The sequence below is a fragment of the Candidatus Saccharibacteria bacterium oral taxon 488 genome (assembly GCA_010202115.1).
In the GTDB taxonomy this organism is placed as follows: Bacteria; Patescibacteriota; Saccharimonadia; order Saccharimonadales; family Saccharimonadaceae; genus Nanosynbacter.
In genome coordinates this window covers 128860-145607 of record CP047917.1, presented here as the reverse complement: position 1 = coordinate 145607, position 16748 = coordinate 128860, and the positions used below count along the sequence as shown (strand labels likewise).

The 16748-nt window shown below is 52.5% G+C and carries 15 protein-coding genes, 1 tRNA gene and 2 pseudogenes; 4 read left to right on the top strand and 14 right to left on the bottom strand.

Going from position 1 to position 16748, the window contains the following annotated elements:
* Positions 1–11 precede the first annotated feature (11 nt).
* Positions 12–227 (top strand): 50S ribosomal protein L28, encoded by a 216-nt coding sequence (gene rpmB, locus GWK74_00780; GenBank protein ID QHU90066.1) that lies wholly within the window; start codon positions 12–14, stop codon positions 225–227.
* 54 nt (positions 228–281) lie between these two features.
* Here the strand turns inward: rpmB and GWK74_00775 are convergent, their stop codons facing one another.
* Genes GWK74_00775 through thrS form a run of 6 tightly spaced genes read right to left on the bottom strand, consistent with a single transcriptional unit; the run spans position 282 to position 5143 of the window.
* The gene (locus tag GWK74_00775; GenBank protein ID QHU90065.1) at positions 282–920 is read right to left on the bottom strand and encodes a Zn-dependent hydrolase; all 639 of its coding nucleotides are present in this window, start codon (positions 918–920) and stop codon (positions 282–284) included.
* A gap of 10 nt (positions 921–930) precedes the next feature.
* Positions 931–1521: a transcriptional regulator gene (locus GWK74_00770; GenBank protein QHU90064.1), complete on the bottom strand. Its 591-nt coding sequence runs from the start codon at positions 1519–1521 to the stop codon at positions 931–933.
* 24 nt (positions 1522–1545) lie between these two features.
* Positions 1546–2430 carry a tRNA (adenosine(37)-N6)-dimethylallyltransferase MiaA gene (locus GWK74_00765; protein ID QHU90063.1) on the bottom strand — a complete coding sequence of 295 codons (885 nt, stop codon included), beginning with the start codon at positions 2428–2430 and terminating at the stop codon, positions 1546–1548.
* On the bottom strand, positions 2412–2735 hold the full coding sequence (locus GWK74_00760) for a cysteine methyltransferase (protein QHU90062.1): 324 nt from the start codon (positions 2733–2735) through the stop codon (positions 2412–2414). The genes GWK74_00765 and GWK74_00760 overlap by 19 nt, the downstream gene beginning before the upstream one ends.
* Positions 2713–3327, bottom strand: a complete 615-nt coding sequence (locus GWK74_00755) for a hypothetical protein (GenBank protein ID QHU90061.1) — start codon at positions 3325–3327, stop codon at positions 2713–2715. Before GWK74_00755 ends, GWK74_00760 begins: the two co-directional genes overlap by 23 nt.
* A gap of 4 nt (positions 3328–3331) precedes the next feature.
* Positions 3332–5143, bottom strand: coding sequence for a threonine--tRNA ligase (thrS, locus tag GWK74_00750; protein ID QHU90060.1), 1812 nt, complete (start codon positions 5141–5143; stop codon positions 3332–3334).
* Between the two features lie 338 nt (positions 5144–5481).
* Here thrS and GWK74_00745 point away from each other — a divergent pair.
* A tRNA-Val gene (locus GWK74_00745) sits at positions 5482–5558 on the top strand.
* Positions 5559–5709: 151 nt separating this feature from the next.
* On the opposite strand, the pseudogene GWK74_00740 reads toward GWK74_00745, so the two are convergent.
* The 6 genes and pseudogenes from GWK74_00740 to GWK74_00715 all read right to left on the bottom strand — a co-directional run bounded on the left by GWK74_00740 (position 5710) and on the right by GWK74_00715 (position 12399).
* A pseudogene (locus GWK74_00740) lies at positions 5710–7398 on the bottom strand (recombinase family protein).
* Between the two features lie 445 nt (positions 7399–7843).
* On the bottom strand, positions 7844–9361 hold the full coding sequence (locus tag GWK74_00735; protein ID QHU90059.1) for an ATP-binding protein: 1518 nt from the start codon (positions 9359–9361) through the stop codon (positions 7844–7846).
* 159 nt (positions 9362–9520) lie between these two features.
* The gene (locus GWK74_00730; GenBank protein ID QHU90058.1) at positions 9521–10072 is read right to left on the bottom strand and encodes a GNAT family N-acetyltransferase; all 552 of its coding nucleotides are present in this window, start codon (positions 10070–10072) and stop codon (positions 9521–9523) included.
* Positions 10073–10207: 135 nt separating this feature from the next.
* Positions 10208–10573: a hypothetical protein gene (locus tag GWK74_00725; protein QHU90057.1), complete on the bottom strand. Its 366-nt coding sequence runs from the start codon at positions 10571–10573 to the stop codon at positions 10208–10210.
* Between the two features lie 84 nt (positions 10574–10657).
* The gene (locus GWK74_00720) at positions 10658–10924 is read right to left on the bottom strand and encodes a helix-turn-helix domain-containing protein (protein ID QHU90056.1); all 267 of its coding nucleotides are present in this window, start codon (positions 10922–10924) and stop codon (positions 10658–10660) included.
* Between the two features lie 350 nt (positions 10925–11274).
* A pseudogene (locus GWK74_00715) lies at positions 11275–12399 on the bottom strand (hypothetical protein).
* A 252-nt stretch (positions 12400–12651) separates the two neighbouring features.
* Between GWK74_00715 and GWK74_00710 the strand changes: the two are divergent.
* Complete coding sequence (locus GWK74_00710; protein ID QHU90055.1) at positions 12652–13239, top strand: DUF1640 domain-containing protein; 588 nt, start codon at positions 12652–12654, stop codon at positions 13237–13239.
* A gap of 24 nt (positions 13240–13263) precedes the next feature.
* On the opposite strand, the gene GWK74_00705 is transcribed toward GWK74_00710, so the two are convergent.
* Positions 13264–14079, bottom strand: coding sequence for a hypothetical protein (locus GWK74_00705; protein QHU90054.1), 816 nt, complete (start codon positions 14077–14079; stop codon positions 13264–13266).
* Positions 14080–14204: 125 nt separating this feature from the next.
* On the opposite strand from GWK74_00705, the gene GWK74_00700 reads away from it, so the two are divergent.
* A complete protein-coding gene (locus tag GWK74_00700) occupies positions 14205–14945 on the top strand; it encodes a hypothetical protein (protein QHU90053.1) in 741 nt (246 codons plus the stop codon).
* Positions 14946–14972: 27 nt separating this feature from the next.
* Here GWK74_00700 and GWK74_00695 read toward each other — a convergent pair whose 3' ends face one another.
* Complete coding sequence (locus GWK74_00695; GenBank protein ID QHU90052.1) at positions 14973–16742, bottom strand: hypothetical protein; 1770 nt, start codon at positions 16740–16742, stop codon at positions 14973–14975.
* Between the last annotated feature and the right edge of the window lie 6 nt (positions 16743–16748).

Genomic DNA, 16748 nt, shown 5'->3' with positions numbered 1-16748 from the left:
CGAGGTTGGAAATGGCATCACGATGCGAACTAACCGGCAAAGGCAAGCAATACGGTCACAACGTTAGCTTTTCCCTTCGCCGTACCAAGCGCACTTTTAAGCCAAACCTACAGAAGAAAACTCTTGTAGTAGATGGTCAAAAAGTCACGTTGGTTCTGAGTACTCAAGCAATTCGTACTCTTAAAAAGAAAGGGTTGTTACGCCCGATACAGACAAAAACCGTCTAGACTCAACCCCCTCCAGACAAGGAGGGGGTTTATTAGTGCAACGTATCGACTGGCCTAGCTCCGCGCGACAGTAATGATTGATAGTTGTTCAGGTAAAGACGCCGTCCCCTTCACTTTCCATTTTGACCCAGCATCAATAGTCTCCACGCCCATTTCGCCAACAAACACCGACAGGTCGTCTTGCGGCACTTCGTAGTGTAATGCACCATCAGCATAATGCACCGGGATAACCACTTTCGGCTCCAGCTGGCGTACCATATGAGCCGCAGATGTCGCGTCAAGCGTGTAACCACCACCGCCAACCGGTATCACAACAACGTCAACAACACCGATATCCTCCAGCTGAGACTCTGACAATTTTGGAGCAACATTACCTATAATCACAACACGCACACCACCAATTGTTAAACGGTAAATCGTTGATTTTTTGACATCAGTTTCCGTATCAATGTGTCGCCAGGCTGCCACCCCCTTCAGAGACACATCGCCGACCTCATATTCACCCGGGCCACTAAAGAGCAGCCGTGGTACTACATTGCTTGCGGCGAATCTACCCTCCGACAATATCTCAACGTCCTGTACCCCAAGGTTATCCTTAAGTCCAACCAGCGATAGCGCTGGATCAAACGCGATTTTTACCATTTTCGTTGTAAAAATAACGTTATTTGCACCTTTGTATTCTACTTCAAACATATACGTCTCCTTATACTAGTATACTCTCTGCGTCTACCACAACCGAGTGCTTACTATTCATTATTTCCATCACAAACTTATCTCTAACGCTCAGACGATAGTAAAAATCATCATAGCTCATTACAGCATAATTCAGCTCTCTCCCCTCGGCTTTTTCAATTTTCTTAATGGCGACACCAACTCTCGACTCCGATAGCCGACCGACCAACAGTATATCAACCCGACTCGTCGATCCACGCACTAACGCACCGGCGACTATAGCGATCTTTAGCCCGGACAGCCGAGCGATATCGCCCACCCACGGTATACTGTTCTTTTTGTTATGGTCGGTTTGCTCACTCGGTCGCTCATCGGCAAAAATCATCTTTAGTGGCGTGAAGTATGCATACTGCTGATTCGCAGCGTAATACAATTTATTGTCATAATTATTCGAAACAATGACTCCGACTCTGAGCATATTTGATAGTTCACGCCGTACCGAGTTAATTTGCTCGCCGATCAATCGCGTAATCTCTCTAACATAAAACGATTTTTCAGGGTTCGCTAAAAACAGGTGTAGTAACTTCACCCTCGTTTTTGAGCCGAACAGCGCATCAATCATGTATTAAAAATTGTACCATAAATTTTACGCCCGAGCCAAAAGTTGTGACAAATAGTGTTCAGCAGAGTCAAGCGTCGCCCACATGATAAACGGGTTACGCCGCAACCACGTCATCTGTCGCTTCGCCAACCGCCAATCAGCTATAACAAATTGCCGCTTTAATTCATTTTCGGTAATATTTCTATTCAAAAACTCTCGGACCAACGGATAGACATTACCCGTCATAGCCTCATTATCCCAGCCATATTTTCGGGCTAACAACATTGCTTCACTCACAACATTATTTAAAAATAATTGTTCAGACCTGAGCACAATTCTTGTTCGCAATATTTCCTTATTCGTTGCTATACCTACAGCGATACTATTATCTCTAATCATAAATTCATATCTGTTATTTTTATTTTTTTGTTCAATAGCACGTATAAGATAGCGCTTATTCTTGTTATTCTCTGGTAATTTTCTGTTGTATTTATAACAATAATATTGTAGTTCGACTACTGTCCTTTTTTCTAGCTCATGCCGTAAACTAGGATCAGGAGGAGCTCCAAATTGAAAATTAAAAATTACTGCATCGATATAGAGACCCGTGCCGCCGACAAGAAACGGTAACCGCCCCCGAGAGCGAATTTCACTTATTTTTTGCAGAGCATACTCCTTAAACTGTGCGGCGCTAAATGTCTCGCCCGGGCTGACCAAATCAAGGCCCCAATGGGGCACGGCTTCTCGCTCAGCCATAGTTGGCTTTGCCGTACCAATATCCATGTCTCGATATATTGTTCTGCTATCGGCACAAATTATTTCGCCATTATATTGTTTTGCCAGACGAATCGCTAGCGAGGTCTTACCACTAGCAGTCGGCCCCGCGATAACAACTAGGGGTAATTTTGCTTTTATAGTTTCGGCCGCCATCGTCGTTCCTCAAAATCAATTATCCGCCACCTTTCATCGCAATAAATACCATCTTGTTCAAGTAGCTGCCTTTGCACACCTTGCCCACCCGGAAAACCTACCGCCAAGCCACCTTTCGCGTTCACTAGGCGATGCCACGGCAAATTCTCTGGGCCACCATGCGCTATCCCGCCCACAATTCGTGCTGCGTGCGGGTGTCCAGACAGTGCTGCCAAGTCACCGTACGTCGTCACCTTGTCGTCAGGTAGCTGCGCCATGAGAATATAGATCCGGTCTCGCAAGCTAGCTATTGGCAATTCGCTCAATTTCCACCTCCACTTCTGACCACGAATGGCATCGCACCACTCTATCCGGCAAACTATCTGCTCTATTCCAAGTATAATCACCAAATAAGATGGCATTACGACCAGTCTCGGAAACAGCTAAACAGTGTTTCAACTGATCATCAATTAAAACATCAGCATTAATTTGCGTGATTAACTCTGTTTTTGTCAGTTTATGAGAGTCCTCGTGCACCGTATCCCATAGGCCAGAGAAGTAGACCGCAGAACTGGCGAAAACCCCTGGAAAATGCTCCTCGATCCAAAGCAGTGTATCGCTTTGCACCTGCAAGCGACGCGAAATAGCCACCATGAGATGATGCACCTGCGACATGTTTCTAAGCACCTCCTCCGCCCCCCCTATATGAGCATATCCCTTTATCGCACCAGAGTCGTGAAAGACATGAGCACGCCGTTCTGCCTCCTCGCTATCAACATGCCACATCTCTGACCAATGTTCGCTATAGTCATCAACCCTCAATCGTGTGCCCCACCGTTCATTACTAAATGCCACGAACCCGATTGCATTTTCTGCTAAAACATCGTCAATATCAATTGCAATTCTTAGCCTACGCACAAGATTACAGTCCCCGTATATATTCAGCTAGCTGTTCAAGCGGAATTTGCTCTTCACCCGCATGCGTCCTGATACTTACGACACGTGCTATCTGATCCTTTGGCCCAACAATAATCTGTATTGGTATTTTTACAACAGTCGCCTCACGAATCTTTTTCCCAAGGGATTCATTACGACTATCTATTGTAAATCTTACATCGTTGTATTTTATTGGTTTCATTAAGGTCACCTCTGATAAAATCGATGTAATTTCATCAACGTAGTCTGAGACGGTGTCATTAATCGTTAGAATACGTACTTGTTCTGGTGCCGCCCAAAACGGGAACCAACCACCCGTGTGTTCAATGAAGACGCTCAAGAATCGTTCAATCGACCCGAGCAGCGCACAGTGAATCATCACAGGTGTTGTAAAATTACCATCACTATCTGTGTATTCCAAACCAAACCGTTGCGGCTGCACGAAGTCTAGCTGCACTGTCGCGACTTGGTGCTCACGACCGATAGCGTCAGTTGCCATGAAATCAATTTTTGGTCCGTAAAAAGCAGCCTCACCTTCCTGCTCAAAATAGTCCAAGCCAACTTTTTCAACTGCTGATTTCAACTGATTTTGTGCGGAAGCCCACAGCTCACGTTCGCCCAAATATGCATCAGAATCATCGCGATAACTCAGTCGAACCCGCAGTTTCATATCAATAGTACCGTACAATTCCTGGGCAGCGGACAACAAATTATTGATCTCTTGCTCAATTTGATCTGGACGACAGAAAACATGACTATCGTCCTGGGTTAATGAGCGCACGCGATTCAGACCACCAAGCTCACCGGTTTTCTCGTCACGATAATCAGTGGTCGTCTCCAAGTAGCGCACCGGCATATCGCGGTAGCTACGAGGTTGTGAAGCAAAAATCTGCGTATGGTGCGGGCAGTTCATCGGCTTTAACGCCATTTCATCACTGGTTTCCTGACTTTTAACTAAAAACAGCTCTTCGCCAAATTTGGCCCAGTGGCCTGACGTTTCATACAAGTCCTTTTTAGTAATATGCGGCGTCCAGACTTTTTCAAAACCAAACCTCTGACGCAGCTGATTTGAGTATTGGGCCACGATATCGCGCAAGATAGTTCCACGAGGTGTAAATAATGGCAAACCAACCCCCACGAGCGGCGAGGTGGTATACAGATCAAGCTCCTTGCCTAACTTGCGGTGATCACGCTGTTTGGCCAGCTCTAATTTCTCCAAATATTTATCCAGCTCTTCCTGCGTAGCAAAAGCTACACCGTATAGTCGCTGCATTTGAGGATTCTTTTCATTGCCCCGCCAATAGGCGCCCGCAACCCGCATCAACTTAAATGCACCAACCTGACTGGTATTTACAGCATGCGGTCCACGACACAGATCCTTAAACGACCCGTTGGTATAAAACGAAACTTCATCGAGCGCGCTATCACCTTCGGCAATTGTACCCATTTCTGCAGCGTCCAGATCTTTTGCTACCGTTGTCCCGGCACGTTTTAGGTCATTAAGAAGTTCTTCTTTATATGGCTGATGGCTATCTTTGGCCCATTGAATTGCTTCATCAATTGGGCATTTTGTGCACACAAAGTCTTGCTTTTCGGCAATGATTCGTCGCATTACCTTTTCAATTTTATTAAACTGCTGCTCACTGATCTTCGTTTCACCAAGATCAATATCGTAATAAAACCCATGTTCAATAACCGGACCAACTCCAAACTTGGCGTCTGGCCATACCCGCTGCACAGCCGCCGCCATAATATGCGCCAGGCTGTGTCGCATTGCATAGAGTTTATCTTCGCTCATAAAACCTCCTTTAAGTAATTATAAAAGCACGCCCAACGCGTATAGCGTGCGTGCCTCGGTCCTGGGGACGAGCCAGGAGGTTCCACCTTGGCGATGACTCTTGCTCCGGCTGGTTTCGTGCGCCGCAACCGCTTTCACGTTGCTCGAGAGGTGGTTAGTCTCTGTCCTTGCTATTCTCACCGTATCATAGTTAAAAGTTCCGGGCAACCCTTACGACGCATGGACTAGGTAGCGGATCCGTAATACTACACCAAGAAACGACATGACGGCCAACCCCTACGCTCTCCGCAAGAGGTAATTGCGTTCACCACTAATTCCTGCTATTATTGGAAATAGACGGGCGATTAGCTCATTTGGCTAGAGCGCTTCATTGACGTTGAAGAGGTGAGAGGTTCGAATCCTCTATTGCCCACCACAAGTGACTTACACGAAACATCACCCAAGTAAATGTGGGTGCCGCCCTCCGGGAGATCCTCCTGGAGGGCGTTTTGGTTGCCGGGGAGCTGGCTGGTGGCTGTGCCGGTGCGGGCGGTTGTTTGGTCGAGGTGAGCGCTGTTGCTGCCGATGTGGATGCTGCCGTTGTCTTGGTCGCCGTGCCTGTCCCGGCTGTCGTCATTGCCTTGGTCGCTGCTGTCGTTCCGGCGGGCGGATTCGCTGTCCCTGTTCTTTCCTGGGTTTGTGAGTCCGGCGTCGCGTCGCAGGGTTGGGTTGGTGAGTTGGTCGAAGGGTGGTCGGGGTGTGGGGTGGATGGGGCGTTGTGGGGTGCCGGTTGGGGCGTTGTCGTCTGGGTTGATGAGGATTTCGGTGAAGAAGATGGTGTTGAGGAGTTTCTTGAGGCTGGGTGGGGTGTCTGGGTGGGTGTAGAGGTGGTGGCAGTGCTCGAGGAGGGCGAGGGCTTCAGTGAGGTGTTGTTCGACGCGTTCACGGTCAGCGGTGAGGGTGGCGAGTTCTCGGGTGATGTGGTCGAGTTCGCGGGTGAGGCGGGCTTGTTCGGTTTTGAGGAGGTCGAGGGGGATGGCGTCGGCGTAGTGGGCTTCGAGGAGTTTGGCTTGTTGGGTTTTGAGTTTGCGGGCTTGGGTGGTGAGTTTTTGGGTGTGGGTGTGTTGGCGGGTGTAGATGTGGTCGAGTTCGAGGCGAAGGTATTTCTCGATGGTGCGCCGGTCTTCGGGGGTGATGTGGATGTGGTGGTAGAGGTCGGCGATGCGAGCGTCGACTTCGTCGATGAGGACGGCTTTGAAGGAGCATTTGGTGCGGTGGCGTTGGCGGTAGGAGCAGACGAAGTATGGATAGATTTGGCCGTTTCTGGCTTTGGCGTTGTGGACGATGAGCCGGCCGCCGCATTGGCCGCAGCGGATGGTGGTTTTGAGGTGGTGGTTGTGGATGCGTTGGCGTTCGCCGTGGCGGTGTTGGTTGAGGACGGTTTGGACGCGGTTCCAGGTGGCGTCGTCGATGAGGGGTTGGTGTTTGCCGGGGTATTGGATGCCTTGGTAGGTGACGATGCCGCGGTAGTATGGGTTGCGGAGGATGGCGAGGAGTTTGTTGTGGCCGAGGGGGTGGGATGGCCGGTTGGGTGTGGGGACGGTGGTCAGGCCTTGGGCGGTGAGGTGATCAGTGAGGGTGGATAGTGTCCAGCGGTCGGTGGCGTATTCGGTGAAGGCTTGGGTGATGAGTGGGCCGCGGACAGGGTCGATGTCGACCCAGCGGGCTTCCCTGCCTTGGTTGTCGCGGCCTTGTTTGTTGAGGTAGCCGAGTGGGGCGCGGCCGATGGTGCCGCCGGCGCGGGCTTTTTGGCTGAGGCCTTTGACGACTTCGCTGGCGAGGTTGCGGGAGTAGAACTCGGCGATGGAGCTCATGATGCCGTGGAGGAGGATGCCGCCGGGGGTTTGGTCGATGTTCTCGGTGGTGGAGATCAGGCGGGTACCGGTTTGGTCGAGGATGCGGTTGATGTCGACGTCGTCGGCGCGGTTACGGGCGAGGCGGTCGAGTTTGTGGACGATGACGTAGTCGATGTCGCCGGCGTCTTGGAGGTAGTGGAGCATCTTTTGTAGTTCGGGGCGGTTGGCGCTGCGGGCGGATTCGCCGCGGTCGACGAACTCTTTTACGATGAGAGCGCCCAGGGCCATGGCCTTTTTCTTGTTGGCTTCGCGTTGGGCGGGGATGGAGAAGCCCTCGGCAGCGCCGCCGCGTTGGGCTTGTTCGCGGGTGGAGACCCGTAGGTAGGAGACGGCCCGCTTTGGGGTGAGTGAGGCGGCCATGGCGGCAAACGGATCGGTGGTCATAGGCGGACTCCGTGCCGGTGGCTTGTGGGGTTGGTGATGGTGTTGGTCATGAGCGCCCTCTCCTTTCTCACCCTCTACCCGCCTGCGTCCTCGGGACCCTGGCTACCGGGTGTTATGGCTTGTCAGGGCAGAAACCGGCGGCTCGTCCGAGACTGCCCTGCTTCTATTGACGCTCAGATGGAACGAAAAGTCCAGAGGGCTGGGGGAGCGACAGGGGTGAGGATGTGTCCTGGACAAGCCCCTCGGGTCATCACTGGGTACTTTGGCAGCGGCGTCGGCGCTGTCCGGGGCTGCTTGGTACGGCGCGGAGTGAAAATGCGGTTAAGGAACGGATGGTGAGGGAAACATCATGAATCGAGATATGCGGGGAACCGTTGGCTGCTACGCGCTAATAGACATGGCAGCCAACCATATTCTCTTACTATCTACGATCCCCTTGGTGCTTCTTTATGAACTCTACCACGTTCTGCGATGGACGCCGCCACCAATTGTTCGGCAGCTGAAACTGTAGCTTCATTGACTGCTCCTTTGCCAGTTCAAGCACTTCATGCATAGCCTGCGCGACTCGCGCATCACCGCTCTCCGGAAGCAGCTCGCGGCGAACCTCAGCATTCGAGACAACCAAACTAAGTGCCGGGTTTGCGCGTTCTTGCCGGAAAGCCGAAGACGCAGGATAGGCTCCACCATGGTGTCCTCCCTCCGCCGCAACCACCAGACAGTAGAGTATGTCAAACTGACAAAGTGAATCAAGAAGTCGATCAGGTGAGTCGTAACTATCATCTGTCGAGGTTTCAACTGAGGGCAAATATGGCCGCATAGCGGCATGCTCTATAGCAAGTAGTCGCGCCGACGGAATCATCAAGCTACCCCTAGAATCACTCGGAAACAGTTTTGACCTAGTGGCCTCAACTTGTCCTTCACGAATCCAAGATGAATAAACATAATCAAGGCTAGGATGCGCCGACGATGGATGGAGTACAAGATCACGAACAACTCCCCAAGCCCTGTACCGCACGGCCGCCGCGCCGATTACATATGCACGCACTATCACCTCGAGCTTTTGCGCGGCAGCATCATGGTCGAGTTGCCGGTAGATCGTGATTAGCGTGTCCACAGCTCGCTTGGTAATATCAGGAAGTCCGAGCGCGAGCGCTTGAACAATGATGATCGTTAGCTTATCTAGGGATTGACAGAACGTATCGGTGTTGCTATCGGTCGCCACCACACTCGTCAAGAACTGCTTGATTCGCAGATCGCTACCTGTTTCAAGGTTGGCTATCATGGCCTCAACGAAGGCTTCATCCGCCATGTCGACTGTAAGTGGGATCGAGATTTTCCCAGGCCCTCCACGAAAAGATTTCGCCAGCTCAGCTATCAACGAGTTGATGTCGGCGCGTGCTTCTTCGCGAATACGCTGATCGCGCCCCCGGAGCAACATATCCCAGTGCGACCACCGCAACAGCACATTTTGCGCCCCTTCTCGTAGCCATACTTCACCTGGACGGAAGCAGATGCCATCTTTTCCGTTATCGTTTTTATACTGCCCAAGTTTACTCATTGGGACAGGTAGACCGCTTCCTTCATGATGAGTATATATGAGCACCACTTCTTTCCCCTCTATCTCATGGAGCTGCGATATTATTTGGATTTGCCCCTCGGTATAATTTCTAATGAGGTCATTCAAGCGAGCTCCGTCAAACCGCTCGCGATCAAACGTTTCGATCGGCGCCACAGGATCACCTGAATCGCTCACACCAATCAATAGATATCCACCCGGAGGGCAGTTCGACATGGCAACCACATCTTTAACAAATTTAACCCTATCCTCTGATTTACTTAGGTCAACACCCTCCTTAAAATCAAGATGCTCTTGCTCCGGCTCTCCGAGCAGCTCAATGAGCTTCTCCATGTCGGTGCGACCATCAGCGGTAACTGCCACGATTTTCCCCCTTTTAGCTGAGTAGGTGTTGGGCTATCAGCATACTGTATATCAACACAGTGCAATCAACAAACGCACAGCGAAGGTCACCCTGCACGGTCGATGCGACTCTCAGATACAGCCAACTACAATTTGACCAGCATCAACCTATCCCTCTCCTCACCCCACCCGTCCCATTACCCACATATCGCGCCAGCCGCCGTTTAGGCGGTAGCGCTGGGTCAGGGTTGCTTCGTGGGTAAAGCCGAGGGCTTTGAACAGTCGTCGTGAGGCGGTGTTGCCTGCCAGGATCCAGGCTTCCAAGCGGTGGAGGTCGAGGTGGTCTATTGCCCAGTTGGTGATGAACCGAACACCGGCGCGACCGTAGCCGTGGTGGCGGTCGGCTGGACGCCAGATGCAGATACCGATCTGGGCGTGGCGGTTGCGCCAGTCGATGGCGTGGAGGGAGCATTCACCGACCAAGCGGCCGATGGGCAAGACGGTGGAGTCACTTGCTGCGTTGTCAGGCCCTGCGTCCTCCGCAGCGATGACGAAGGTGTACTCGGTGGCTGGTTGCGTCCCGGTGGTAGCAGCGATCTTGCGCCGGAGCTCGGCGCTGCTGCGTGGGCGCCAGTACGGCGGGCCGAATCGGGCCAACTCTTCCCAGTCGCTACAAGCAGTCAGGATGGCAGTAATGTGGGATTCAGCAAGGGCGTGGATGGTGATAGCCATTCCAAAACTTTCCTTTCTGGGCTGCTTTCCTCCGGTGGTGATGGCGGCCTTTCCGCCCTTTTTTCTGGCGCGCTGCCGACTCTCAATGCTACGTATAAGTCTACTAATAATGTCCGGAGCTCGGCCCCGATCAGTTCACCCCTGCCCCTCCACCACCCTCCCCAAAACCCGCACCAGCCGGCGCGCGCTCTCGATGCTCAGGTCTAGGCCATGGCGGCCGTCGCCGATGTAGATCCATTCGTCGGGGTCGTCCGGGTACTGGTAGCGGGTGATAGTGAGTTCTGTCGCGACGGCGTGGCGGGTGATGCTGTTTGGCGCTTCCCCTGGCGAGCGTTCGAGGGTGATGGCCCCGAGTGGCCGCGTGCGGCCTTCGTGAAGCTGGTCGGTGGGGTCTTGGTCAGCGTGGTCACGGACGCACCACGATGGGCATGGTGGCGCTTCGATGTGAGTGTTGGGATGGCTGCTGCTCGTGGCGGCTGGGTCGGCGGGAGCGGAATCCATGCTTGCCTCCTAGTCGGCTCAAGCAGTCAGGAAAGCGTGAAGAGGAGAGGAAGTCCAGCGCTGGCCCACACCCTGAGGGGTTGGTCACTCACCTCGAGGCGAAGTTTGTCCGCCTAGCCCCCGCACCAACTCCCCAGCATCCACGCCGAGGCCGCTGGCGATCTTCAGGATGTTGTGGAGGCTGAGGTTGCGTTGCCCACGCTCCACCTGCCCGATGTAGGTCCAATGCAGTCCTGCTCGTTCGGCCAAGCCTTCCTGGCTGAGCCCCTTCGCCTCCCGGGTGGCACGAACGCGGTCGCCAAAGGCCCCGGTCACGGGTGACAGGGGCGGCTTCCGCGCAGGATTGGACACCTGCCAATCCCAGTCGCCCGAAGACGGAGTATCCAGAGACGATAGGTCCTGTGACGATGTATCCTGTTAGGACCGTCGACGGAAAGGAGACCATCATGGGTGGCTGCTGACCGGCCGCATCATGACCTCGTGGCGTGATGGCAAGAGTCCCGACGAGACAGTGAGGGAGGTGACGGCTCATGGGTGGCGAGTGATTACTAAACGGTGCCGACCCATCTCTTGGTGTCGGTGAACGGCGCCCGCTAGGCCGTCTTGGTTGAGCGGGCGCTTCCGTTCTCTCGTCCCCGCTTCTTGCCAGCGGTCTGTGCCGCGCCCTCTTGTGTTTCATGCGCTTGAATTGACTTGTCTAGGCTCTCATCCTCCAGGATCCACACAAACGCCACACCGGCCCGCGGCAGCACCCAGCCGTCGTAGCTCATGGTGTACTTCTTCACCCCAGCGACGTCTGGAGCCTCGCTCACCCGAGCACGCCGGGTGCTTGAGATGAAGTCCACCAGTTTCATCTTGGCTATTCCAGCGTCCTGGTAGTTCAGTTCCAGCTCAAACCCCTTGGTCGGGCGGTCGACGTCGAAATGGACCATGTGCCCATCCCGCCGTAGTCGTGACCGGTACGTGAACGACATGACCACCGGTTTCTCGGCCTCCACGACGGCCTCGCCGACATCCACGGTGTACACCTGCCCATGTTCATCTGTCGTCCGGATAATCTTCAGCGGCTCCCCATCCACCACGAACTCAATGAGTGCAAAGTTGTCCAGATCTGTCACGTCAAGCTTCGTCCCAGCAGGTTTGAACCACACACTCGTCTCCCCGTGCTCAGCCACCATCTGGTCATACCGCTGCCGATCCGAGACCATGGCGAACTTCCGGAACCGGTGCTTGGGCACCACCGTGTATTCCCAGCGGACCAGTAAGTCAAAGAACAGGTTAGGGGTTACACCCCTAACCCTAGGTATACCTAGGGTCGCGTCGACTCGCGCGTCATACCAGCGCTCCTCGGCCGTGATCGCCTGGTGCTTGATGTCTCCATAGACTTCCCGCCCGAAGGCCGCATCACCAAAACGCATGCCCAAGCTATTGACCGCCAACTCATCCAACAGCCGGGGCGTGGCTATCCGCTTGAGGTCCTGCGTGTCGAAGCGGAATCCCTCGATCACCGCATCCCGCATCGCCGGTGCCTCATCGTGAATGATCTGGCGGAACTGGCGAGTGGTGGCGGCTTCTTGGTCTTTGCGGAAGGAATACTCAAACAGCGTACCCAGCAGCCCAGCACCAAACAGCGTGCCGCCTAGCTCGCCCAGTGGCAGGGCGTGGAGCCACGACCAGTTGCCGAGATTGAGGCCAGAAAGCCAGCCATTCAGCATGATGAGGAGGATGCCAGCCAGCGTCAACGCTGTCGCCAGAAAGGCCGCTTTGGTCTTGCGGAGACGCTGAGGTAAGGAATCGGCTTTGATGGTATCGCGCGAACAAGTCATATGCTACGTTTAATTGTAGCAAAATGAGCATGGAGAGACTAGAGGGTTGCGTTGTCAAACTCAAATAGCTTTGCTACAGTGAATAACGAAGAGGCGTCGCCACCGTGGTTCTGCGGAGGCCACGCCTCTTCTTTTTGGAATTTCACCTCCATGGGTTTATATCATTATTCATAGACAGATCTCCGCGTTGTCGCTATTGCCTAGAGCAGCTATTTCGCGGTAAAATAGATAGTAGAAAGGGGCGAATATACGATGCAAGATGGTTTACAAGAAATAAAGGAACTTATTACACGCGAGGTAGGTTCGCTTAAGAGCGAGGTTACTTCTGTTTGCAAGCGACTCGATGCGCTTGAAGAGGGTCAGACCAAACTACGTGAGGAGATTGAGGCTGTAAAGACTGATCTCAAAGCGGAGATTAGCAATGTGAAGAGCGAGCTCAAGGCGGACATCGGCGCCGTCAAGCTTGAGCTGCGGGAAGAAAGCGGCAAAACGCACGAGCGGCTGGACAAGATGGACGAGCGGTTTGAAGACGTCGATGAACAGCTCGAGACGCTTACTACCTCAGTCAACGCGACGCAAGAAACGGTCCTGCGGACGCGTGATCATATGGATAATCGCTTCGAACGGGTGGAGGCGCGGATGGATCACGCCATCGCTGACCTGAAGGTAGCGCGCTCCGACATTAGTGCTCTTCGCCATGACCTCCAGATGGAAGAAGAAAGCCGCGGGCTTTCTGACGCAACGCTGTTCGTGAGCCAGCGAGAAACTAACCAAAACCTAGAGAAGCGAGTCGCCGCCCTGGAAGCCCAGTTCTCAGCACTGCGGGAACGAGCAGCGTAGCCAGGCAGGAGGTTCGGCCACGCCCTACGAACCTTGCCCCGCCCGTCCTTCCAGCCGCAGCGCCTCTTGCAACTGCTCCACCCGGATAGGTGCATAGCCCTGCCCCGGGATACGAGCGCCTTTGAACAGCTTCATGAACTGATCGACCGTCGCCTCATCCGGCAACGTGGTGTCCGATTCCAGCAGGCGGTTGATGCCATCCGCAATCCGTTGGGTCGAGAGCTGTCGTATCGCTCCTGAGAGCAGTTCCACACGCTCACTATCCTCTGACTCAAGACGGACACCTGAGAGCGCACGAATTTGCTCAGCGATACAGGCCGCGGCAATGAGGATAGCGAAGAGACGCTCTTCTGCCTCTGCCTGACTCATCGAGGTGCCGGGCTCACCGGAGAGAGCATCAACCTGTTCGACGAAGAGCGCACATGCCGCGTCTGCCTGCGTCAGCAGCAGGGCCGGAGCGTCTGTGGTTTCAGCCGTTTCGTTCTGGAGCGCGCCCTGCTTACGCCGCTTGCGCCGGAGCAGGTTGCGCACCCACGACTGCATGCCCGGCAACGCCCGATCGTTCCACGCAGGCAGTAGGCGGCTCTCCCACCACGCCTTGACATGTGGAGCAAGTTTGACGATGGCAGCACCACTAAGCACACCGCCACCAACCCACACGAGGAGACGCGACAGGTCGAACTCTGTATCTTTGCCAGTGATGGGATGGAGTATCGCATGGGTGGTGAGGCTGTTGGTCTTGTCATCTCGGGCGAGGGTGCTGAACCCGCCCGGATCTTGGCGTGACTGCGACAGATGTGTTCCGTCTGGGTAATCAACCCACATCTTTTCGCGTGGCATGAGGGTATCTTAGCTGTCAGGAGCTAGGGGTCTGCGTGGAGGTTGGGGTGGTCGTGAGGTTGGGGCAGGAACTTTTTGGACCTCTGTGTTGAAGAATGTATAATGATCCTGACTAAGGAGGTCATGTGTTTGAGCACGGAACAGATTATCCAATCGCAGTAACGAGCCAAGATGACGATGGGATCAAAGCCGGAATCAGCTGGTGCTTTGGTCATATGAATGGCGGCGATCATGTTACGGTATGGACTTCTTTGAAGAGTAACCTCAGTCACAATCAACTGCTGGAGTGGCTTGTGACACGATACAGCGAGGTTGACCACGTGACAGCACGGGGCGGCGCATACATGCAACATTCTGGGCCAGTACTCATGGCTTGGGCGAATCCCAATGACATCGCCGAGTTCATTGAACGCAATAGTAGAAATATCCGTGCGCTATGCGTCATCTCGTGGGACATAGTTAAGCTTATCCCTTGGGTGAGTATAGCTATGCCAGAGTTGCTTGGTGATGCAAGTACGTGGACCATACCGACGCCAAAACTGGACCCGGTAGTTATTGAAGAGATGGAATACCTTACGAATACGATCAATCACAATAACACCATTGCTGTCGGCTACGACAAGGACTGTGTTGTATCTGTCCTACTCGGGCTTCATGATGCAGGATATGAACTCAACGGTCCCCTGCTCGCCGCTTGGGCAATCGCGAACGGATGGGCCGGTAAGAACCCAGCGAAACTTGAGGAATACGTCAAAAAGATCAATCAAGGTACGCGACCACGCACACGGCGGGATCTTTCTCCTGAATACGTCGAACAATTGAAATCACGCTCAACTTTACGAGGAGAAGATTCAGATCTTGAATAGCTGAGCCCGTCACCGGCCAGCGAAATCTTATTTTGCTGAATCTCTCGAATTAAAGGTTTTGACGAGATCGGCGCCACACTCTGATAAAAGGTTGCCGAGGTCGTTCAGCTGTTCTGATTCTGATCCCGATGAGGAAATAAGCGAAAGAATGCTATGGAACCCACAATCAAATTCTTCACCAGGAAGCATGTCGTATTTACTTGTCTGTAGCACGAGGGCGCCAACTATAACTCGACCTTCACTAGATGCAGAAAACAAATCACGTTCAGATATAGCTATAGGAACTGCCATATACATGTTCCAAGGTCGATCTAAATTATTAACATTTCGGCTAGGGGATAGTAGCTCAAACGATCCACTGTAGACAGACCTGGCTGAAGCATATACTGATCTCCACGAGATTGGTGAACACTGAGTCATTATGTTGCCATCCCTCCGCGAGTAGCTGGATGATCCAACAAGGAATACTTCAAAAGGTGCATTCCGCCCATCCTCAAATACACGCAACCACAAGTGAAGTCCAAAATTCTCTGATTCATAGGGCTCAGCCAGCTTTTCCTTGGGTACGCGTGTTACCTTAATTTTCTCGCGCATACTCTTCCTATAAGCCTCCAAATTCTGCGAATATAGGGAGTCTAGTTTCGGCTTTATGATCTCCGTTAATAGATTCTCGAGAGCGTCGCTGACCGCAACGGATGCCCCATTTCCAGGCGCAATACCGCCATCTTTGATATCAAATCTGTTATAGATATATCGCATTATCCTACCAAGTCTAAACCCATAGCGGGACGAGTTTTTAGGATCATCATCCATGTAGCCTGAGGGGTTATTCAGTGCGACAATAGCCTCCTGTATGCATTGCGTAACTTGACTATAGGATTTAAGTCTAATAACGCTAGTTCTATAGACATTATTGATATGTTTTAGCCGGAAATCGAAGTAGGCATCGACAAGGTCGTCTACCTCTGGAATTTGATCATCAGGAATGCCTTGCGCCATACGTTTCTCAGTAAGCTCGAAGGCTGATCTTTCACTGGGCACCATAAGAGCAAATGCTTGCTTGATATCACCTGCCCTATAACCACTGCTTAAAGGGTGTGTTGTATTTGCATCCGTAAGGCTGGACCCTACAAATATACAATGGCTACACTCGGCTTGGCGCCTAATTATATCTTGAACCCTTGCACCGTATTCTATGTACTGACCTTCAGTCAAAATCACTGGCATCACACTGCCCCAAAGGCTATCCCCACGTGGAATTAAGCCATGAATATGCAGAATCCCGATTCCATCGCAACTACTCCATGCGTCAAAATCGTCAATACCAAAAACCTTTATATCAGTAGCCTCCAGTTTCCCCGCTTCGCGCAAAGCATACTCCAAGCAATCATCATAGTTAGTTGTTATTACCTTGACGCGCTTATTTAGCTTTAGTAACAATTTTGCTAGCGAAGAGAGAAGTGCGCCGCCTTTATTTAACTTCGTTTTATAAAGCGCAGCCGTAATATTATGAAGACTATCCAGGGCTGTCTGCTCACTTCTTTTCTCTAAAATCATCTCCGCGCGACGCGTAGGTTCGGGTTCTTCTGCGCAAATCAGTTCATACAGACCACTAGAATTTCTATCACGAAGAATTGGCAAAGCAAGTTGCTCAAGCAGGCTTTCCCACGAAGGTAATCCTGCTTCTATAGACACTCCCGCCCCAAGTACAAATGTCACTGGGGCATCAGAGCATATGGTGGTGATGAAACCTTTAAATGCACTACTTCCACTAAATGAGAGAGAGTGGCTAGACAATTCCTG